We start from the raw sequence: 17917 nt of genomic DNA, 5'->3' as shown, positions 1-17917 counted from the left end.
CCCCCTGAGCAAGGACGCTCACCATGCTTGCCACGCTGCGCCTGTTTTCAATTTTTCTGCTGAGTTTCACCCCCCTGCTCGCTTTCGGTGCCTGCCCGGACTGGTCCGCCGCCACCGCGCAAAACCAGATCAGCGCCCTGCAAACACAGATCGACCAGTGGGACGACGCCTATCACCGCGAAGGCCGCTCGCTAATTGCCGATGAGCTCTATGATCAGGCCAGATTGCGGCTCAACGAATGGCGCCAATGTTTCCAGCAACCACCCGCACCCGAATCTTTACGCAGCGCATCTGGCTCAGTCGCCCATCCGATCGCGCACACCGGTCTGGATAAACTGCACGAAGCAGCGGCGGTGCAAGCCTGGTTACGGGACCGCCGGGATGTCTGGGTCCAACCCAAGGTCGATGGTGTGGCAGTGACCCTGATCTACCGTCGCGGCCTGTTGCAGCAAGCGATCAGTCGTGGCGACGGCATCAGCGGCCAGGACTGGACAGCGTCGGCACAAAAGATCAGCGCCATTCCACAACAACTGACACAGCCCCTTGATCTGCTGGTGCAGGGTGAACTCTACTGGCGCCTGACCGAACATGTGCAAGCCCGCGCCGGCAGCGTCAACGCCCGCGCCACGGTTGCCGGGCTGATGAGCCGTAAAACCCTGAGCGCCGAGCAGGCAGCCGGTATCGGCCTGTTCGTCTGGGACTGGCCGCAAGGCCCGGCGAGCCTGCCCGAAAGAACAGCGACGCTGGCGACCTTGGGTTTCGCCACGATAGCGCCATTCACTCAGGCCATCGTCAACCTTGAAGACGCTCAAAAGTGGCGTGAGCACTGGTATCGATCACCGCTGCCATTCGCCAGCGACGGCATTGTCCTGCGCCAGAGCCAGCGCCCACCGGCTGAGCGCTGGCAGGCGAGCGCGCCCTACTGGGCCGTGGCCTGGAAATACCCGTTTGCCCGGGCGCTGGCCGAGGTGCGCAAAGTGCATTTCAAGGTCGGCCGCACCGGCCGCATCACCCCGGTGCTGGAGCTCACGCCAGTCATGCTCGATGACCGGGAGATCAAACGGGTCAGTGCCAGTTCGCTCAAGCGCTGGCAGGCGCTGGACGTCCGCCCCGGCGACCAGGTGGCAATCAGTCTGGCCGGGCTGACCATTCCACGGCTCGACAATGTGGTATTGCGCACCACCGAACGTGCCGCCATCGACATTCCCGACGCCAGTGATTTCCACGCCTTGAGCTGTTGGCAGCCGACACCCGGCTGCGAAAGCCAGTTTCTCGCGCGCCTGACCTGGCTCAGCGGCAAGCAAGGGCTGGCGATGCCCCATGTGGGCAAAGGCACCTGGGAGAAACTTCTGGAAACAGGCCGCCTGAACAACCTGCTGGATTGGTTGACCCTCGATGAGCCAGAGCTTGCTAACATTGCCGGCTTCGGCGAACGCAGTAGTGCGCGCCTGATACACAGTTTCCACAGCGCCCGCCAACGGCCATTCACGCAGTGGCTCAAAGCGTTGGGTCTGCCGCCGACAGGTGGGGCTCAACTGGCTGATTCATGGCAGGCGCTGGCACAACGCGACACCGAACAATGGCAGGCACACGCCGGTATCGGCCCGGGCCGCGCGGCGCAATTGAGCGCATTCTTCCGCGACCCGCAGGTGCTGGCCTTGAGTGAAACATTACGCGCCGCCGGAATCGACGGTTTCTGATCACGCAATCCCCCGGCAGCCGGGAACCCAAGGGCCGTCAGACGCTCAAACAGCGCAGTGCCCCCGACCCGACTGCCTTTGCACATGGAGCTTTTATGAAATTTCTTGCACCGCTCGCCTTGCTGACTCTCTGTGGCGTCCTGGCCGCTCCTGTGATGGCCGACGAAGACGCCCCGGGCCTGACCGGTTGCGCCGCCAAGAAGCAGGGCATCATCAATCAGATCGAACAGGCCAAATCCCGTGGCAACGCCGAGCAGCAGGCCGGTCTGCAAACCGCTCTGGATGAAGTGACCAAGAACTGCACCGATGCCGGCCTGAAGAAAGAACGCGAAAACAAGGTGCTGGAAGCCAAGCACGAAGTCAGCAAGCGCCAGGCTGATCTCGACAAGGCAATGAAGAAAGGCGATCCGGAGAAGATCGACAAGCGCAAGAACAAGCTCGCCGAGTCGCGCAAAGAGCTGCAGGATGCGCTGGATCAGATCGACAAGTAACCCGTATTGAAGGAGATTTCCTGTGGCGAGGGAGCTTGCTCCCGCTCGGCGGCGCAGCCGTCGCAACCCCATTCAGTCGAGTTGAGTCTGTTCGGTTGAATGGGGTTGGGGCCGCTTCGCGGCCCAGCTGGAGCAAGCTCCCTCGCCACAGTCTTCAGTTGTCCGGCAGCCTCACAATCAATGATCCCGAAACTCTTTATGGCAAGCGCTGCAGGCATCTTCAACTTTCTGCACCGCCGGCCCCAGGTTGCTGACCTTGTATGGCTGGACCTTGCTGGCGATCACCAATTCACCGGTGGCCGCTTCAAGGTTGCGGGCCAATTCCTGAAAGCGGGCCTGACGCGACCAGACATCATCCTTGGCACTGGTGTGATCTTCTTCGCGCACCTGCGGGAAATGCTTCCACGGCTCATGGGACAACGCATCAAGCTTCACCGCGCCGTCGGCGAATTTCGGCCCGTCGAACGGAATGCGTCCACGCAACATGCCGCCCAGGTCTTCGCCGGTCTTGAGCATCTGCTTGAAGATCGCCTTGCGCTGACCCAGCGGGGAATTCGGATCGACACCGCCGCAGGCGGACAAGGTCAGACAGGCCAGCAATACAACAGAAATTCTTTTAAGAGTCATGGTGGCTTCAGGTCACGGAATTCGGCGGCCAGTATCCTCGCGTCACCGACAAACACCAATAGCCCTATTAAAAATACGGGTTGCCGGAGCGCATGGAGCACTCGGGCAACCGCCACAGGAATCACTCCATGAACAGCCGTTTCAAGGCCTGGCGTCACCCACTGATCGCAACCCTGCCACTGCTGGCGATCCTTGCCGGCTGTACCGGCGGCGACACGGCCAAACCGAAAACCCATGCCTTGGCCACGTATTCCAGCGCCACTTGGGAAGCCTTGCCGGCCGTGTCCGACAGCGATCTGGTCGCCGGCTTCGGCTCATGGCGCAGCGCCTGCACCCGACTCAAGGCCGATCCGGTCTGGGGCGGCACCTGCGCCGCCGCAGCCAACGTGCCGCAGAGCGCCAACGAGATCCGCGCGTTCCTCAAGCAGAACCTCGACGTGTTCGGTCTGCGCGCCGAGAACGACAACCCCAATGGCTTGATCACCGGTTACTACGAACCGGTCTACCCCGGCAGCCTGACGCCCACCGACGTGGCCAACGTGCCGGTGTACGGTGTGCCCGAAGACATGATCATCGTGTCGCTGGACAGCATTTACCCCGAACTCAAGGGCAAGCGCCTGCGCGGTCGCCTTGAAGGTCGGGTGCTCAAGCCGTACGACGATGCCGCAACCATCGAATCCAAAGGCGTCAAAGCCCCGGTGGTGGCGTACCTGACTGACCCGATGAATCTGCAATTTCTGCAGATTCAGGGCTCCGGGCGGATTCAGACGGCGGACGGCAAACAACTGCGTATCGCCTACGCCGACCAGAACGGCCACCCGTACCGACCGATCGGCCGCTGGCTGGTGGAACAGGGCGAGTTGAAGAAAGAAGACGTGACCATGAGCGCGATCAGCAACTGGGCCAAGGCCAACCCGTCGCGCATTCCGGAACTGCTGGGCAGCAACCCGAGCTACGTGTTCTTCACCCGCAACCCGGACAGCAACGAGGGTCCGCGCGGCTCGCTGAACGTGCCGCTGACTGCTGGTTACAGCGCGGCGGTAGACCGCAAGGTAATTCCGTTGGGCAGCCTGTTGTGGCTGTCGACCACCCGCCCGGATGGCACGGCGCTGGTTCGTCCGGTCGCGGCGCAGGACACCGGTGGCGCAATTGCCGGTGAGGTTCGTGCGGATCTGTTCTGGGGCACTGGCGATGCGGCCGGGCAACTGGCCGGGGACATGAAACAGCAGGGGCAGATCTGGATGCTCTGGCCTAAAGGTGCGGCGCTGCCGCAAGTGCCTCAGGTTGCCGATACGGAGAAGAAGTAACTACTAGATCATCGGTGACTGTTAGATAGCCATCGCGAGCAGGCTCACTCCTACATTTGGAATGCGTCCCCCTGTAGGAGTGAGCCCGCTCGCGATGAGGCCATCAGCAACAATAATCAGACCGACACAAAGAAGAACGCAGCAATCAACCCCATCCCGATAAACCACACCACTGAACGCAGGATCGCCCAGTCCGCCAGGTAGCAGATGATGTACAGCAGGCGACTGGTGATGAACATCACCGCCAGCACGTTCACTGTCACCAACTGTGCCGTGCCCACCAGGTGCGCAACGATCACCGCCGCCGCAAAGGCCGGGGTCACTTCAAAACTGTTCAGTTGCGCCGCATGCGCCCGTCGCGCCACGCCCCCCACGCTTTCAAGAAAATCCCGGGGATCATGGTTGTCCCTGAGTCTGAAACCGCCAGTGGCCTTGGCCACGATCGTGCACAGATACGGCAGGAAAATCGCGATCAACACACACCACAAAGCCACTGTCATAACGCCGTCCCTTCTTCTGATTTATCGGATTCGCGGGCAGTCAGAACTTCATCACCAGCATGCCGATCAGCACCAACCCACAGGCTAAGAGCCGCGGCTTGCCGAAAGGTTCTTTCAGATAGCGCATGCCAAACAGCACCACCAGGATCACGCTGATCTCGCGCAAGGCCGCTGCCTCGGCAATCGAGCCCAGCTGCATCGCCCACAGCACCAGAGCGTAGCTGAACAACACGCAGAACCCGACCGCCAGCCCCAGCTTCCACTGCTCGCGCCAGAACACCAGGAACGCCGGACGTTTGGCGACCCACGCCAGCAATGGAAACGGCCAGGCGCTGAGCAGCGTGACCCAGACCAGGTAATCCAGCGGATGCGACCAGCGCCGCAAAGCCTGGCCGTCGATGTAGGTGTAGCAACCGATGCACAGCCCGATCAGCGCCACCACCGGCAGCATCGACCACGGCAAATGCTTCCCGCCGCCGCCCTGCCAGAGCAGGCAGGCCATGCCCAATGGAATCAGCATGATCCCGAAGATCTGCTGCGCGGTCAGCACTTCGCCGGCGAAGATCAGGGTCAGCGCCAGTACCACCAGCGGCGACAAGCCGCGCATCAGCGGATAGACCAGCCCGAGGTCGCCGACCCGATAGGCCTGAATCAGCAGATAGCGATAAAGCAGTTCGAACGCCGCCGAAGCCAGAATCCACGGCCAGATGTCCAGCGGCGGCAGGCTGATGAAGGGCAACGCCAGCGCCACGGACAACAGCGCCACCGTGTCCATGCACGCGACCACCAGCAGCCGTTCGGCGCTGAACTTGATCAGGGTATTCCACGCCGCATGCAACAGCGCCGCTATCAACACCAGAACTGTCGCCAGCATGTTCTACTCCTTGTTTTTTGCGGTTGACCCTACACCAATGTCTGCGGCTGACCAACCGAGGGGAGATCATTGTGTCCCGACCCCGGATCAGCCCATCCAACCTTTGCACCGAAGAATCGGGGCGCTGTCTTTCCACCCCCCATCCAAAGGACCCCGGATGCTTGAACTCGTAGCCGCATTCATCTGCCTCACCACCCTCCTCACCTTCGTCAATTACCGCTTCATCGGCCTGCCGCCGACCATCGGCGTGATGGTCACCGCGCTGATGTTCTCCCTGTTGCTGCAAGGCCTGAGCCTGCTCGGCTACCCCGGCCTGGAGGAACGCGTACAGCAACTGATCGGCCAGATCGACTTCGGCGATCTGCTGATGAACTGGATGCTGTCGTTCCTGCTGTTCGCCGGCGCCCTGCACGTCAACCTCAACGACCTGCGCAGCTATCGCTGGCCGATCGGCCTGCTGGCGACCTTCGGTGTGCTGATTGCCACCGTCGTGATCGGCAGCCTCGCCTATTACATTTTTGCCCTGTTCGGTTGGCACGTGAGCTTCCTTTACTGCCTGCTGTTCGGCGCGCTGATTTCGCCGACCGACCCGATTGCGGTGCTCGGCGTTTTGCGTACGGCCAATGCCTCCAAGCCGCTGAAAACCACGATCGTCGGCGAGTCGCTGTTCAACGACGGTACAGCGGTGGTGGTGTTTACCGTGCTGCTGGGCATCGCCCAACTGGGCGAGACGCCGACGATCAGCGCCACGGCCATGCTATTCGTTCACGAAGCCATCGGCGGCGTGCTGTTCGGCGGGCTGATCGGTTATGGGGTGTACCGGATGATCAAAAGCGTCCAGCAGCATCAGATCACGGTGATGCTGACCCTGGCGCTGGTGATCGGCGGTTCGGCGATGGCCACCGAGCTGCACGTCTCGGCGCCGATTGCGATGGTGGTGGCCGGTCTGATCATCGGTAACCTGGGGCGCAACCTGGCGATGAACGACATGACCCGCAAATACCTCGACGGCTTCTGGGAGCTGCTCGATGACATGCTCAACGCCTTGCTGTTCGCGCTGATTGGCATGGAGCTGTTGCTGCTGCCGTTCAACTGGGCGCACGTGGCGGCGGCCAGTTTGCTGGCGCTGGCGATTCTGCTGTCGCGCCTGCTCACCGTGGCACCGGCCATCGTCCTGCTACGGCGCTGGCGCACAGTGCCGCGCGGCACCATCCGCATCCTGACCTGGGGCGGTTTGCGCGGCGGTGTGTCGGTGGCACTGGCGCTGGCCCTGCCATTGGGTCCGGAGCGCGATCTGCTGCTGAGCATTACCTACATCGTGGTGCTGTCGTCGATCCTGTTGCAGGGTCTGACCATCGGCAAACTGGTCAAGCATGCCACCCGTGACGAGCCGGCCACCGCGGCCGACCCCGCACACCACTGATCATTTTCTGATCTGCTGCGGGTCAGGCTTGTCGGCCTGATCCGCAGACTGTTTCGCCTTGCCTGTCTCTTTCGGCACGCCGCTCTCGCTGCGGATCTGCGCATGGCTGATCAGGGCGAAGATGAAGCTGCCGCCGATGATATTGCCCGCCAGCGTCGGCCCGGCGAACACCATCCAGAAATCACTCCACGGCAGCTCGCCGGCAAACACCAGATACGACACTTCCGCCGACCCGACCACGATGTGGGTGAAGTCGCCCAGCGCCATCAGGTAAGTGATGAGGATGATGATCCACATCTTGGCGCTTTCCATGGACGGGATCATCCAGACCATGGTGGCGATCATCCAGCCGGAGACGATGCCCTTGGCGAACATCTGGCTGGCGTGGTTTTCCATGACCTTGCGGCCGATTTCGAGGAAGGCGTGATCGGTCTTGGTGTCGAAGATCGGCAACTCGAGCATCACGTACGCCACCAGAATCGTGCCGCACAAGTTGCCGAACAGGACGACGCCCCACAAGCGGATCAACCGGCCGAAATTGGCCAGGGTCGGTTTGGACATCACTGGCAGGACGGCGGTCAGGGTGTTTTCGGTGAACAGTTGCTGGCGCGCGAGGATCACCGCAAGGAAACCCGCGCAGTAGCCGAAGCTGGCGATCACCTTGAATTCATCGCCTTCGGGCAGACGCGAATTGAGCAGGCCCATGCCCATCAGCGACAGGCCCATGGTCAGCCCTGCCGCCAACGCCGACCACCACAACGCGGCGATGCTGCGCTCCAGTTCCTGGTCGCCCTGGGTGCGGATGATTTCATGCAGAACCGCCGCGCGGGGCGGCTGGCTTTTCTCGACTTCATGTTTTTCATCGGTCGAGAGGTTGGGGGTCTTGCCGTCTGTCGGGGTGCTCATGGCGCGGGAACCAGTGGGGGGCTTTCAGCTACGACCCCTGCCAATTGGAATACGTTCTGTAGGAGCTGCCGAAGGCTGCGATCTTTTGATTTTGCTCTACCCGAACACCGTCAAAGATCGCAGCCTTCGGCAGCTCCTACAGGTCCAGAGTGAACCCTGTGGGAGCCAGCCTGCCAGCGATAGCCATACCCCTGATGTCATTTGGTAACGAGTTCATCTTCCTTGAACTGGTCTTTGACGTACTTGATCTCGGTCCGCCCGTGCGGTGCCGGCAGGCCGTCCTCGCCCAAGTTCACGAAGACCATTTTCTCGACCGTGAGGATGCTCTTGCGGGTGATCTTGTTGCGCACCTCGCAGGTCAGGGTGATCGAGGTGCGACCGAACTCGGTAGCGGTGATGCCCAGTTCGATGATGTCGCCCTGGCGCGAGGCGCTGACGAAGTTGATTTCGGAAATGTACTTGGTCACCACGCGCTGATTGCCCAACTGGACGATGGCGTAGATCGCCGCTTCTTCGTCGATCCAGCGCAGCAGGCTGCCGCCGAACAGGGTGCCGTTGGGGTTCAGGTCTTCGGGTTTTACCCATTTGCGGGTGTGGAAATTCATGTTCACTCCTGAGCGTTTGCCGAAAGATGGCGTCATCTTGGCAGACCGAGCGGTCATGCTCCATGAGCCTTCTACTATGGTCGCCATTAGCGATCTTCATCTGGCCGACAGAAACCCTTTGGAAGATCAGTCTAGACGGCTATAATCGCCCCCGTTTCAAAACGGTAACGTTCACTTGCTACCGTTTTCCCGCCACCTGTCCGAGGGGCGCTGCAGCAGGTTCAACCTGTCAGGCTCGGATGGGGCGTTGACTGGCCACGGCCGGACACTAAACGCACAACGGCGCCCATTCGCATACATTACGAATGGAGGCTCTTCATGAGCGCTGTTATCACGCCTGCAGATTTTAACGATTACAAAGTTGCCGATATGTCCCTGGCTGCCTGGGGCCGTCGCGAAACCATCATCGCCGAATCGGAAATGCCAGCCCTGATGGGTCTGCGCCGCAAATACGCTGCCGAGCAACCGCTCAAGGGCGCGAAAATCCTCGGCTGCATCCACATGACCATTCAGACCGCCGTGCTGATCGAAACCCTGGTTGCCCTGGGTGCCGAAGTACGCTGGTCGTCCTGCAACATTTTCTCGACTCAGGATCAGGCTGCTGCGTCCATCGCCGCTGCCGGCATCCCGGTTTTCGCCTGGAAAGGCGAGACTGAAGAAGAGTACGAGTGGTGCCTGGAGCAGACCATCCTCAAGGATGGCCAGCCATGGGACGCCAACATGATCCTCGACGACGGCGGTGACCTGACCCAGCTGCTGCACGACAAGTACCCGCAAGTGCTGGACCGCGTTCACGGCGTGACCGAAGAGACCACCACCGGCGTTCACCGCCTGCTGGACATGCTGGCCAAGGGCGAGCTGAAGATCCCGGCCATCAACGTCAACGACTCGGTGACCAAGTCCAAGAACGACAACAAGTACGGCTGCCGTCACAGCCTGAACGATGCAATCAAGCGCGGCACCGACCACCTGCTGTCCGGCAAGCAAGCGCTGGTCATCGGTTACGGTGACGTGGGCAAGGGCTCCGCGCAGTCCCTGCGTCAGGAAGGCATGATCGTCAAGGTTTCCGAAGTTGACCCGATCTGCGCCATGCAGGCCTGCATGGATGGCTTCGAACTGGTTTCGCCGTTCATCGACGGGATCAACGACGGCACCGAAGCCAGCATCGACAAAGCGCTGCTGGGCAAGATCGACCTGATCGTGACCACCACCGGTAACGTCAACGTTTGCGACGCCAACATGCTCAAAGCGCTGAAAAAGCGTGCTGTTGTCTGCAACATCGGTCACTTCGACAACGAAATCGACACCGCTTTCATGCGCAAGAACTGGGCATGGGAAGAAGTGAAGCCACAGGTACACAAGATCCACCGTACCGGCCCTGGCGCGTTCGACGCACAGAACGACGACTACCTGATCCTGCTGGCCGAAGGTCGTCTGGTGAACCTGGGCAACGCCACCGGTCACCCGAGCCGCATCATGGACGGTTCGTTCGCCAACCAGGTACTGGCGCAGATCTTCCTGTTCGGCCAGAAGTACGCCGACCTGTCGCCAGCCCAGAAAGCCGAGCGCCTGACCGTTGAAGTACTGCCGAAGAAACTCGACGAAGAAGTGGCCCTGGAAATGGTTCGCGGCTTCGGCGGCGTGGTCACTCAACTGACCAAGCAACAGGCTGACTACATCGGCGTGACCGTCGAAGGCCCGTTCAAGCCGCACGCTTACCGCTACTAAGTAACCGGCTGCTTCATTTGCTGGAATGACTTGTTGTGGCGAGGGAGCTTGCTTCCGCTGGGTTGCGAAGCGACCCCAGGATTTTGGGAGCGCTGCGCGCTCCAGCGGGAGCAAGCTCCCTCGCCACATGCAAGCCCGCTCCTACAGATGAAACATACCGCAGGCTTACGTGTTTTCAAGGGTATGACCATGTCCCAAGACCGTCGCTACAGCTTCGAGTTCTTCCCGACCAAGACCGATGCTGGGCATGAAAAGCTGCTCAACGTTGCCCGTCAGTTGGCAACGTACAATCCCGATTTCTTCTCCTGCACCTATGGCGCCGGGGGTTCGACCCGTGATCGCACCCTCAACACCGTTCTGCAACTGGAAAGCGAAGTCAAAGTACCGGCCGCACCGCACCTGTCGTGCGTCGGCGACAGCAAGGACGACCTGCGCGGCCTGCTGAACGAGTACAAGGCGGCTGGCATCAAGCGCATCGTTGCCCTGCGCGGCGACCTGCCGTCCGGCATGGGCATGACCAGCGGCGAGCTGCGTCACGCCAATGAGCTGGTCGAATTCATTCGTGAAGAAACCGCCGATCACTTCCACATCGAAGTCGCCGCTTACCCGGAGATGCATCCGCAAGCGCGCAACTACGAAGACGATCTCGCCAACTTCGTGCGCAAGGCTCGCGCCGGCGCCGACAGCGCGATTACCCAGTATTTCTTCAACGCCGACAGCTACTTCTACTTCGTCGATCGTTTGCAGGCACTGGGCGTGGACATTCCGGTGGTGCCGGGGATCATGCCGATCACCAACTACAGCAAGCTGGCGCGCTTCTCCGATGCCTGCGGTGCGGAAATCCCGCGCTGGATCCGCAAGCAGCTGGAAGCCTACGGCGATGATAGCCAGAGCATTCAGCGCTTTGGCGAGCAAGTCGTCAGCGAAATGTGCGAACGCCTGCTGCAGGGTGGCGCACCAGGGCTGCACTTCTATTCCATGAACCAGGCCGAACCGAGCCTGGCGATCTGGAACAACCTGAAGTTGCCGCGTTGAGGCAGCTGCAAGCTTCAAGCTGAAAGCGACAAGCAAGATCAAGAGATCGCAGCCTTCGGCAGCTCCTACAGGGGTGTCGCAGCTGCGATCTTTTGCTTTTAAATCCCCGAATTAGAGCTTGTGCAGCCACTTTCTGGCTCTTTCGCGTTTCTCGTCGTAATCTCAAGCCATGCCTTTGATCGCGCAATTATTCACGGTGCTGGTTTTTGCTTGCCTGAGCTTTGCCGCTCGGGGCGAGAAGTTGCGTATTGTCACCGAGCCGTGGGCACCTTACGTCTACGAAGAGGACAGCAAGAAACTCGGCCTGGACTACGAAACCACCGCCATCGTGTTCAAACGCCTGGGCATCGAGGTGGAATGGCAGTTCCTGCCTTGGAAGCGCTGCCTGTCGATGCTCGAAACCGGCCAGGCTGACGGCGCGCTGGACATCTTTCACAGCGTCGAACGCGACGCCACCCTGCTCTATCCCAGCGAACCGCTGTCGGACGTCGAATTCGTGATGTTCTACGCCAAGGACCGCCCGCACCCGTTCCATCAGCTCGAAGATCTCAAAGGGCTGACCATCGGCACCTCGCCGGGGTATCTGTACAGCCCGGACTTCAGCGAATCGACGCTGTTTATCCGCGAGCCGGCCCCGACCCACGAGGCCAACTTCGGCAAACTGCTGCGCGGGCGCATCGACTTGCTGATCACCGATCGCCGCGTCGGTCAGCACTTGCTCGATCAGCTGAATATCCGCGATCAAATGACCGAAAACCCCACCGTCATCAGTCGTCAGAGCCAATATCTGGCGGTTCGACGCAATGCCGGGATGGATCTGCTGGTGCAGCGTTTCGGCGCCGAACTCAAGCGTTTCAAGCGCGAACCGGCCTACGCCGAGCTCAGCGCACGCTACGGCGCAGCACCGGCTGGCACCGCGCCGCTGAGCAACGCGTCGGCCAGCAGCAAAACCGTTGAGCAGCAGGAAAGCAGCGCGCAGTGATTGCTCTGTTATACTCCGGCGTTCCCGCCAGGCTCACGCCCGGACGCCCGGAACCGTAACAGGCCTCTAGACCCGCTACAGCGCAGCTTTTCAGCCCGCGCGAGCGCTCCTGACGTGCCTTCGAGACCGCAGCAGGACCGGACGGGATCGCGTCCTCTTAAACGCGATTCGCGCCAGGCAAGACTCCCATTGGGCCAAGCCCTAACTAAAACAGGATTACTCATGTCCTTTGCTTCCCTCGGTCTCTCCGAGGCTTTAGTCCGTGCCATCGAAGATGCGGGCTATACCGAGCCTACTCCGGTGCAACAGCGGGCCATTCCCGCCGTGTTGCAAGGTCGCGACCTGATGGTTGCGGCACAGACAGGTACCGGTAAAACCGGCGGTTTCGCCCTTCCGATCCTGGAGCGGTTGTTCCCCAACGGTCACCCGGACAAATCCCAGCGTCATGGCCCGCGCCAACCGCGCGTACTGGTCCTGACCCCGACCCGCGAACTCGCGGCCCAGGTTCACGAGAGCTTCAAGATCTACGCCCGTGACCTGAAATTCGTCAGCGCCTGCATCTTCGGCGGCGTCGGCATGAACCCGCAGGTTCAGGCCATGTCCCGTGGCGTTGACGTCCTTGTTGCCTGCCCGGGTCGTTTGCTCGACCTGTGCGGCCAGGGCAGCGTTGACCTGTCCCACGTGGAAATCCTCGTCCTCGACGAGGCCGACCGCATGCTCGACATGGGTTTCGTGCACGACGTGAAGAAAGTCCTCGCGCGTCTGCCGGCCAAGCGTCAGAACCTGCTGTTCTCGGCGACTTTCTCCAAAGACATCACCGACCTCGCCGGCAAGCTGCTGCACAACCCGGAACGCATCGAAGTGACGCCGCCGAACACCACGGTCGAGCGCATCGAGCAACGTGTGTTCCGTCTGCCGGCCAGCCACAAGCGTGCCCTGCTGGCGCACCTGATCACCGCCGGCGCCTGGGAACAGGTGCTGGTGTTCACCCGAACCAAGCACGGCGCCAACCGCCTGGCCGAGTACCTGGACAAACACGGCCTGCCCGCCGTCGCGATCCACGGCAACAAGAGCCAGAACGCCCGCACCAAAGCCCTGGCTGACTTCAAGGCCGGCGAAGTGCGCATTCTGGTAGCGACCGATATCGCCGCTCGCGGTCTGGACATCGACCAGTTGCCACACGTGGTCAACTTCGAACTGCCGAACGTCGATGAAGACTACGTGCACCGTATCGGCCGTACGGGCCGTGCCGGTCGTTCGGGCGAGGCGATCTCGCTGGTGGCCCCGGACGAAGAAAAACTGCTGAAAAGCATCGAACGCATGACCAAGCAGAAGATCGCCGATGGCGATCTGATGGGCTTCGATTCGAGCACCATTGAAGCCGAGAAGCCGGAAGTGCGTGAGCGTCCGGACGTGCGCAACCCGCGCAATCCACGTGGCCCACGCGGCGACGGTCCGAATGGCGGCGGCGGTGGCGGCGGTCGCAAAGACAAAGGCAAGGACAAGGGCAAGGAAAAACCGGCCGGCGAACGCGGCGAGCGCCCTGCCCGCCAGCAAAAGCCACGTGAAGGCACCCCGGCCCGCGAACAGCGTCCGAGCCAGCCACCACGCGCCGCTGCTGATCGTGCACCGGACGAGTTCCTCGACGACGATATCGATAACTTCGGTAACCGCGTTGACTACGTGCCGAAAGCTGCCCCGGCCGGTGGCCGTGGTCGCCGTCCAGGCGCACCAGGTCAGGGTGCTGGTGCCGGCGCGCCACGCGGCGGTCAGCCGCAGGGTCGCCAGAATGGTCCGCGCAACAGCAACGGTTCGAGCACTGGCACCCCGCCGGCCAAACGCAACGGCCCGCGCAACGGTGCTCCGCGTGACGGCCAGGGCCGTCGTGACGAATCGTCGTCCTCGTCGCGCAACCGCCGTCCGGCCCGTGATGATCAACCACGTACCGAGCCAGCCGTGCAGAACCCGCGCAGCACCGGGCCGAAGATCATGCACAAGGAGTCCAAGGCTGACCGCTTCCCGACACCTGAGCAGCTCGATCAACTGCCGACCCGCCCGCGCGGCGAAAAACCAGCCTTGCTGACCCGCAATCGCTGATTTGACGCTGCAATGAAAAATGCCCCGACTCGAAAGAGCCGGGGCATTTTTTATGGATCATGCGAATTGCTTTGTGTAGGAGCTGCCGCAGGCTGCGATCTTTTGATCTTGATCTTCAAAAACCAACATCAAAAGATCGCAGCCTGCGGCAGCTCCTACAGGGGATCTGTATTGTGACGGACAATAAAAAACGCCCCCGCCTTTCGACCGGGGGCGTTTTTGTGTGGCGGCGAAATTACTTCGCTTTCACACCTTCAAACGAGATGTACAGGTCGACGTTGTCGGACTGTGGACCCAGGTCCATCATCTTGCCGAAATCAGAGCGCTTGATGCTGGTGGTGCCTTCGAAGCCGGCACGGTAGCCGCCCCATGGATCCTTGCCTTCACCCAGGAACACCGCCTTGACCACGATTGGCTTGGTGACGCCGTGCAGAGTCAGGTCGCCGGTCACGTCAGCCGTGTCTTTGCCAGAGGCGTTCTTGCCGGTGGATTTGACGCTGGTGGAGACGAACTTGGCGTCAGCGTATTTGCCCACGTCCAGGAAGTCTTTGCTGGAGATGTGCTTGTCGCGCTCGGCGTGGTTGGTGAACACGCTGGCGGTTTTCACGTTGAATTCGATTTTGCTGTCTTCAGGCTTGGCGGCGTCAAAGCTGAACTTGCCGTCGATGTCCTTGAAGGTACCGGTGATGTAGCTGTAGCCCAGGTGGCTGATCTTGAAGTCGACGAAAGCGTGCTGGCCTTCTTTGTCGACGGTGTAATCAGCGGCCATTACGTTGGCGGACAGCACGGCAGAACCGATTGCCAGAGCGGCCAGAGTCTTTTTCAACATGCTTTCTTTTCCTTTGGAGTCGAGGTTGAACATCAGGCTTTGCGACCGAGCATTCGAGTCAGGGTCGCATCACGATCGATAAAGTGGTGCTTCAATGCTGCCAACGCATGGAGGCCGGAAAAAATTACCAGCGCCCACGCCAGCCACAGGTGAATCACCCCAGCGGTATCTGCCTGATCCGGTAGCCCGGAAACCAGTGCAGGAACTTCAAACAGGCCAAACACCGGAATCCCGACACCGTCTGCGGTGGAAATCAGGTAACCGGCAATCATCACAGCGAACAGCGCGAGGTACAGAAACCCGTGGCCGAATTTGGCGCCGATGCGGGTCATGCGGCTGTAGCTTTGCAGTGTCGGCGGTGGTGGGCTGATAAAGCGCCAGAGCACCCGCAACACCATCACACCCAACAGCACCAGACCGATGCTCTTGTGCAGATCCGGCGCGTCTTTGCGCCAGCTGCTGTAGTAATCCAGCCCCACCATCCACAGACCCAGCGCGAACAGCCCGAAGACCGCCAGCGCCACGCCCCAGTGCATGAAGATGCTGACCCAACCATAGCGCGAAGAAGAGTTACGTAGCTGCATTGCCCAAATCCTGTGAGAACTGCGAACCAAGACTAGCGAGTTATCTATCGAATTAAAGCGGAAAATTTTGCTTTGAAATATCGAGAAATACGATCAAGAGTCTGGAAGTGAGGTGTTAAGGAAAGATTAAAGGGAAACGTGTGGCTGGATGTTGTTAGCGGGCAATGGATCTGCGTTGTCTGAACGGGCCCTATCGCGAGCAGGCTCACTCCTACAGTGACCGTATTCCAATTGGAGAAATGCGCACCCTGTAGGAGTGAGCCTGCTCGCGATAGCGGTCCTACAGGCAAAAAAAACGCGGCATAAAAGCCGCGCTTCTTCATTCACCGCAAGGCTTACTGCGCCTTGGTCTCGGTAGTTGCAGCAGGCTTGGCCGCTGGCTTCTTCGCCGGCTCAGCCTTTTTCGCTGCTGGCTTGGCCGCAGCTTTCTTCGCCTCGGTTTTGGCCGCCGGTTTCTTCGCCGCTGGCTTGGCCGCCGCTTTCTTCGCCGGTTCAGCTTTCACCGGGGCCGCTGGTTTCGGCGCTTCCACCGGAGCTGGCGCAGGGGCTGGAGCCGGTGCCGGCGCGGGTGCCGCTGGCGCTGGAGTTGGCTCTGGCGCCTTCACAGGCTCTGGTTTCTTCTCGTCATCCGAACCGCCAAACAGGTTGCTGAAGAAGTTGCCCTTCTTCGCCGCCACGGCACCCGCCGCGCCTGCCGCTGCTGCTGCCGGAACCACTTTGACCGGTTCAAACGACTTGCCGGCTGCCAGGTCTTCAACCTGACTGGCCGCACGCTGACCGGTGCGCAGCGCGCCTTCCAGGGTGCCCGGGTACAGGGTGTCGGTGTGTTCGCCAGCGAACGCTACGCGTTGCAGCGGACGCTCCCACATGCGCCAGAACTTGCTGATCTGACCCGGGCCGTAAGCCAGGTAGGCGCCGCCCATCGACGGGTCGGTGCTGTAGCGACGGATTTCATAACCGGTGAACGAGCCACGGGCCTGTGGATAAAACGCGTGCAGACGGATCAGCACCTGATCGACCATCTGCTTGTCGCCGAACGCCTGCATCACGCGAGCGTTGTCGCCGGACAGGTTGATCACCACGTTGGCGCCGCCCTTCAGCGCCGGTTCGATCCAGAGCATGCCGAGGCCGGCGTTGCTGTAGATCTCGCCGGACATGCGCGCCTTGCTTTCCCAGACCGGCGTCTTGAACTTGAGCATGATCTGGTCGCGCCAGCCGTAGTTGGTGCCCTTGATCGCTGCCAGGTGCTGAGCGTCCAGCGCCGGGGTCAGGGCAATCTTGTTCAGCGCGCGCAGTGGCACGGCCAGCACCACGTAGTCGGCCTGGTAGCCAACACTGCCGACCTTGACGGTCACGCCGTCCTTGTCCTGAGTGATCGCCGAGACCGGCGAGTTGGTCTTGATGGTCTTGATCTGCTTGACGAAGGCCTGGGCCAGCACCTGACTGCCGCCGACCAGACGCGAGGCGCGCAGGTCACGGTCGGAGATGCCGCGATAGACGCGGTTCTGCTGGGCGAAATACAGCAGCGACAGACGCGACGGCTCGTCGTAGTGGGTGCGGATGTCCTGGTTGATCAACTGACGCGCCGTGGCCGGCAGGTTCTGCTTGTCGAGCCAGCTCGACACGTTGATCTGGTCCAGCGCGTGCAGCGTGTTGGTCGCGGCCGGGTTCTGCGGGTCGTCGATCGAGCGCGCCAGATCGTCGAGGGTTTTCTGGTAGCGCTTCAAGGCCTCGGCGGTGGCCGGCTGCTTGGTCGCCAGATCAGCAGCGGAGAAATACTCGCCGTCGATCAGATAACCCGGTGTACGCACGAATTCAGGGGCTGGCGTGGTGCTCAGCTTGAACGTCGAGACGTACTTGTTCAGCACCGGCTGGGTCTTGTCGTTGCCGATCCACTCGCTGGTGGCCATGCCGGAGCGACCGCCCAGGCTCGGTTTGGCTTCCAGCAGGGTGACCTGCCAGCCCTTGTTCTGCAGCTCGTAAGCCGCGGTCAGGCCCGACAGGCCGCCGCCGATCACGATTGCGGTTTTATCCTTGGCCAGCGCCGTAACGCTGAACAGCCCCAACATCACCAGCGCACAGGCGCGCAGCCAACCGACAGACATTCAGCGAACTCCGGAAATACACGTAGGAAAAAGCAGTTTTGCGGATCAGACGACCCAAAGAACCGCGAAGAATACGTCAGCCATCAAAACGCCGCCAGCGACGTCTATCGGCCTATACAAAGTA

16 protein-coding genes and 1 riboswitch are annotated in these 17917 nt (G+C 61.1%); of the genes, 8 read left to right on the top strand and 8 right to left on the bottom strand.

The window, feature by feature from the left end; all coding sequences use genetic code 11:
• Positions 1–23: 23 nt before the first annotated feature.
• Positions 24–1700, top strand: coding sequence for an NAD-dependent DNA ligase LigB (gene ligB / locus J5M57_RS18670; protein ID WP_207848402.1), 1677 nt, complete (start codon positions 24–26; stop codon positions 1698–1700).
• Between the two features lie 95 nt (positions 1701–1795).
• Positions 1796–2191 (top strand): DUF1090 domain-containing protein, encoded by a 396-nt coding sequence (locus J5M57_RS18665; RefSeq protein ID WP_064589603.1) that lies wholly within the window; start codon positions 1796–1798, stop codon positions 2189–2191.
• Positions 2192–2368: 177 nt separating this feature from the next.
• Here J5M57_RS18665 and J5M57_RS18660 read toward each other — a convergent pair whose 3' ends face one another.
• A complete protein-coding gene (locus J5M57_RS18660; RefSeq protein ID WP_169843427.1) occupies positions 2369–2818 on the bottom strand; it encodes a cytochrome c in 450 nt (149 codons plus the stop codon).
• A gap of 128 nt (positions 2819–2946) precedes the next feature.
• On the opposite strand from J5M57_RS18660, the gene J5M57_RS18655 reads away from it, so the two are divergent.
• A complete protein-coding gene (locus J5M57_RS18655; RefSeq protein ID WP_064589605.1) occupies positions 2947–4125 on the top strand; it encodes an MltA domain-containing protein in 1179 nt (392 codons plus the stop codon).
• Positions 4126–4241: 116 nt separating this feature from the next.
• Here J5M57_RS18655 and J5M57_RS18650 read toward each other — a convergent pair whose 3' ends face one another.
• Both J5M57_RS18650 and J5M57_RS18645 read right to left on the bottom strand, forming a co-directional pair.
• On the bottom strand, positions 4242–4625 hold the full coding sequence (locus J5M57_RS18650; RefSeq protein ID WP_064589606.1) for an MAPEG family protein: 384 nt from the start codon (positions 4623–4625) through the stop codon (positions 4242–4244).
• A 40-nt stretch (positions 4626–4665) separates the two neighbouring features.
• Positions 4666–5499, bottom strand: coding sequence for an EamA family transporter (locus J5M57_RS18645; protein ID WP_207848401.1), 834 nt, complete (start codon positions 5497–5499; stop codon positions 4666–4668).
• 157 nt (positions 5500–5656) lie between these two features.
• Between J5M57_RS18645 and J5M57_RS18640 the strand changes: the two genes are divergently transcribed.
• Entirely contained in the window at positions 5657–6922 is a 1266-nt protein-coding gene (locus J5M57_RS18640; protein ID WP_207848400.1) for a sodium:proton antiporter, read from the top strand.
• Here the strand turns inward: J5M57_RS18640 and J5M57_RS18635 are convergent, their stop codons facing one another.
• Positions 6923–7828, bottom strand: a complete 906-nt coding sequence (locus tag J5M57_RS18635) for a formate/nitrite transporter family protein (protein WP_064589609.1) — start codon at positions 7826–7828, stop codon at positions 6923–6925.
• Positions 7829–8025: 197 nt separating this feature from the next.
• Positions 8026–8433, bottom strand: coding sequence for a hotdog domain-containing protein (locus tag J5M57_RS18630; RefSeq protein WP_003229043.1), 408 nt, complete (start codon positions 8431–8433; stop codon positions 8026–8028).
• Positions 8434–8629: 196 nt separating this feature from the next.
• Positions 8630–8728, top strand: a riboswitch (S-adenosyl-L-homocysteine riboswitch).
• Positions 8729–8751: 23 nt separating this feature from the next.
• On the opposite strand from J5M57_RS18630, the gene ahcY reads away from it, so the two are divergent.
• The 4 genes from ahcY (at position 8752) to J5M57_RS18610 (ending at position 14275) form a co-directional block, all read left to right on the top strand.
• Positions 8752–10161: an adenosylhomocysteinase gene (ahcY, locus tag J5M57_RS18625; protein ID WP_064589610.1), complete on the top strand. Its 1410-nt coding sequence runs from the start codon at positions 8752–8754 to the stop codon at positions 10159–10161.
• Between the two features lie 189 nt (positions 10162–10350).
• The gene (gene metF, locus J5M57_RS18620; protein WP_047297145.1) at positions 10351–11196 is read left to right on the top strand and encodes a methylenetetrahydrofolate reductase [NAD(P)H]; all 846 of its coding nucleotides are present in this window, start codon (positions 10351–10353) and stop codon (positions 11194–11196) included.
• A 169-nt stretch (positions 11197–11365) separates the two neighbouring features.
• On the top strand, positions 11366–12178 hold the full coding sequence (locus J5M57_RS18615; RefSeq protein ID WP_207848399.1) for a transporter substrate-binding domain-containing protein: 813 nt from the start codon (positions 11366–11368) through the stop codon (positions 12176–12178).
• Positions 12179–12400: 222 nt separating this feature from the next.
• Positions 12401–14275 carry a DEAD/DEAH box helicase gene (locus J5M57_RS18610; RefSeq protein WP_207848398.1) on the top strand — a complete coding sequence of 625 codons (1875 nt, stop codon included), beginning with the start codon at positions 12401–12403 and terminating at the stop codon, positions 14273–14275.
• A 235-nt stretch (positions 14276–14510) separates the two neighbouring features.
• Here J5M57_RS18610 and J5M57_RS18605 read toward each other — a convergent pair whose 3' ends face one another.
• From J5M57_RS18605 to J5M57_RS18595, 3 genes are all read right to left on the bottom strand, one after another.
• Positions 14511–15104, bottom strand: coding sequence for a YceI family protein (locus J5M57_RS18605; RefSeq protein WP_207848397.1), 594 nt, complete (start codon positions 15102–15104; stop codon positions 14511–14513).
• Between the two features lie 32 nt (positions 15105–15136).
• Positions 15137–15688 carry a cytochrome b gene (locus J5M57_RS18600; protein ID WP_025109173.1) on the bottom strand — a complete coding sequence of 184 codons (552 nt, stop codon included), beginning with the start codon at positions 15686–15688 and terminating at the stop codon, positions 15137–15139.
• Positions 15689–16023: 335 nt separating this feature from the next.
• Positions 16024–17793, bottom strand: coding sequence for a flavin monoamine oxidase family protein (locus tag J5M57_RS18595; protein ID WP_207848396.1), 1770 nt, complete (start codon positions 17791–17793; stop codon positions 16024–16026).
• Positions 17794–17917 lie beyond the last annotated feature (124 nt).

Source organism: Pseudomonas sp. 86_A, assembly GCF_017491705.1.
GTDB lineage: Bacteria > Pseudomonadota > Gammaproteobacteria > Pseudomonadales > Pseudomonadaceae > Aquipseudomonas > Aquipseudomonas koreensis.
This window is presented reverse-complemented; position numbering and strand designations above follow the sequence as displayed.

Excerpts from the sequence above, each read along its gene's own strand:
- ligB (WP_207848402.1), top strand. The coding sequence starts at position 24 with ATGCTTGCCACGCTGCGCCTGTTTTCAATTTTTCTGCTGAGTTTCACC.
- J5M57_RS18665 (WP_064589603.1), top strand. The coding sequence starts at position 1,796 with ATGAAATTTCTTGCACCGCTCGCCTTGCTGACTCTCTGTGGCGTCCTG.
- J5M57_RS18660 (WP_169843427.1), bottom strand. The coding sequence starts at position 2,818 with ATGACTCTTAAAAGAATTTCTGTTGTATTGCTGGCCTGTCTGACCTTG.
- J5M57_RS18655 (WP_064589605.1), top strand. The coding sequence starts at position 2,947 with ATGAACAGCCGTTTCAAGGCCTGGCGTCACCCACTGATCGCAACCCTG.
- J5M57_RS18650 (WP_064589606.1), bottom strand. The coding sequence starts at position 4,625 with ATGACAGTGGCTTTGTGGTGTGTGTTGATCGCGATTTTCCTGCCGTAT.
- J5M57_RS18645 (WP_207848401.1), bottom strand. The coding sequence starts at position 5,499 with ATGCTGGCGACAGTTCTGGTGTTGATAGCGGCGCTGTTGCATGCGGCG.
- J5M57_RS18640 (WP_207848400.1), top strand. The coding sequence starts at position 5,657 with ATGCTTGAACTCGTAGCCGCATTCATCTGCCTCACCACCCTCCTCACC.
- J5M57_RS18635 (WP_064589609.1), bottom strand. The coding sequence starts at position 7,828 with ATGAGCACCCCGACAGACGGCAAGACCCCCAACCTCTCGACCGATGAA.
- J5M57_RS18630 (WP_003229043.1), bottom strand. The coding sequence starts at position 8,433 with ATGAATTTCCACACCCGCAAATGGGTAAAACCCGAAGACCTGAACCCC.
- ahcY (WP_064589610.1), top strand. The coding sequence starts at position 8,752 with ATGAGCGCTGTTATCACGCCTGCAGATTTTAACGATTACAAAGTTGCC.
- metF (WP_047297145.1), top strand. The coding sequence starts at position 10,351 with ATGTCCCAAGACCGTCGCTACAGCTTCGAGTTCTTCCCGACCAAGACC.
- J5M57_RS18615 (WP_207848399.1), top strand. The coding sequence starts at position 11,366 with ATGCCTTTGATCGCGCAATTATTCACGGTGCTGGTTTTTGCTTGCCTG.
- J5M57_RS18610 (WP_207848398.1), top strand. The coding sequence starts at position 12,401 with ATGTCCTTTGCTTCCCTCGGTCTCTCCGAGGCTTTAGTCCGTGCCATC.
- J5M57_RS18605 (WP_207848397.1), bottom strand. The coding sequence starts at position 15,104 with ATGTTGAAAAAGACTCTGGCCGCTCTGGCAATCGGTTCTGCCGTGCTG.
- J5M57_RS18600 (WP_025109173.1), bottom strand. The coding sequence starts at position 15,688 with ATGCAGCTACGTAACTCTTCTTCGCGCTATGGTTGGGTCAGCATCTTC.
- J5M57_RS18595 (WP_207848396.1), bottom strand. The coding sequence starts at position 17,793 with ATGTCTGTCGGTTGGCTGCGCGCCTGTGCGCTGGTGATGTTGGGGCTG.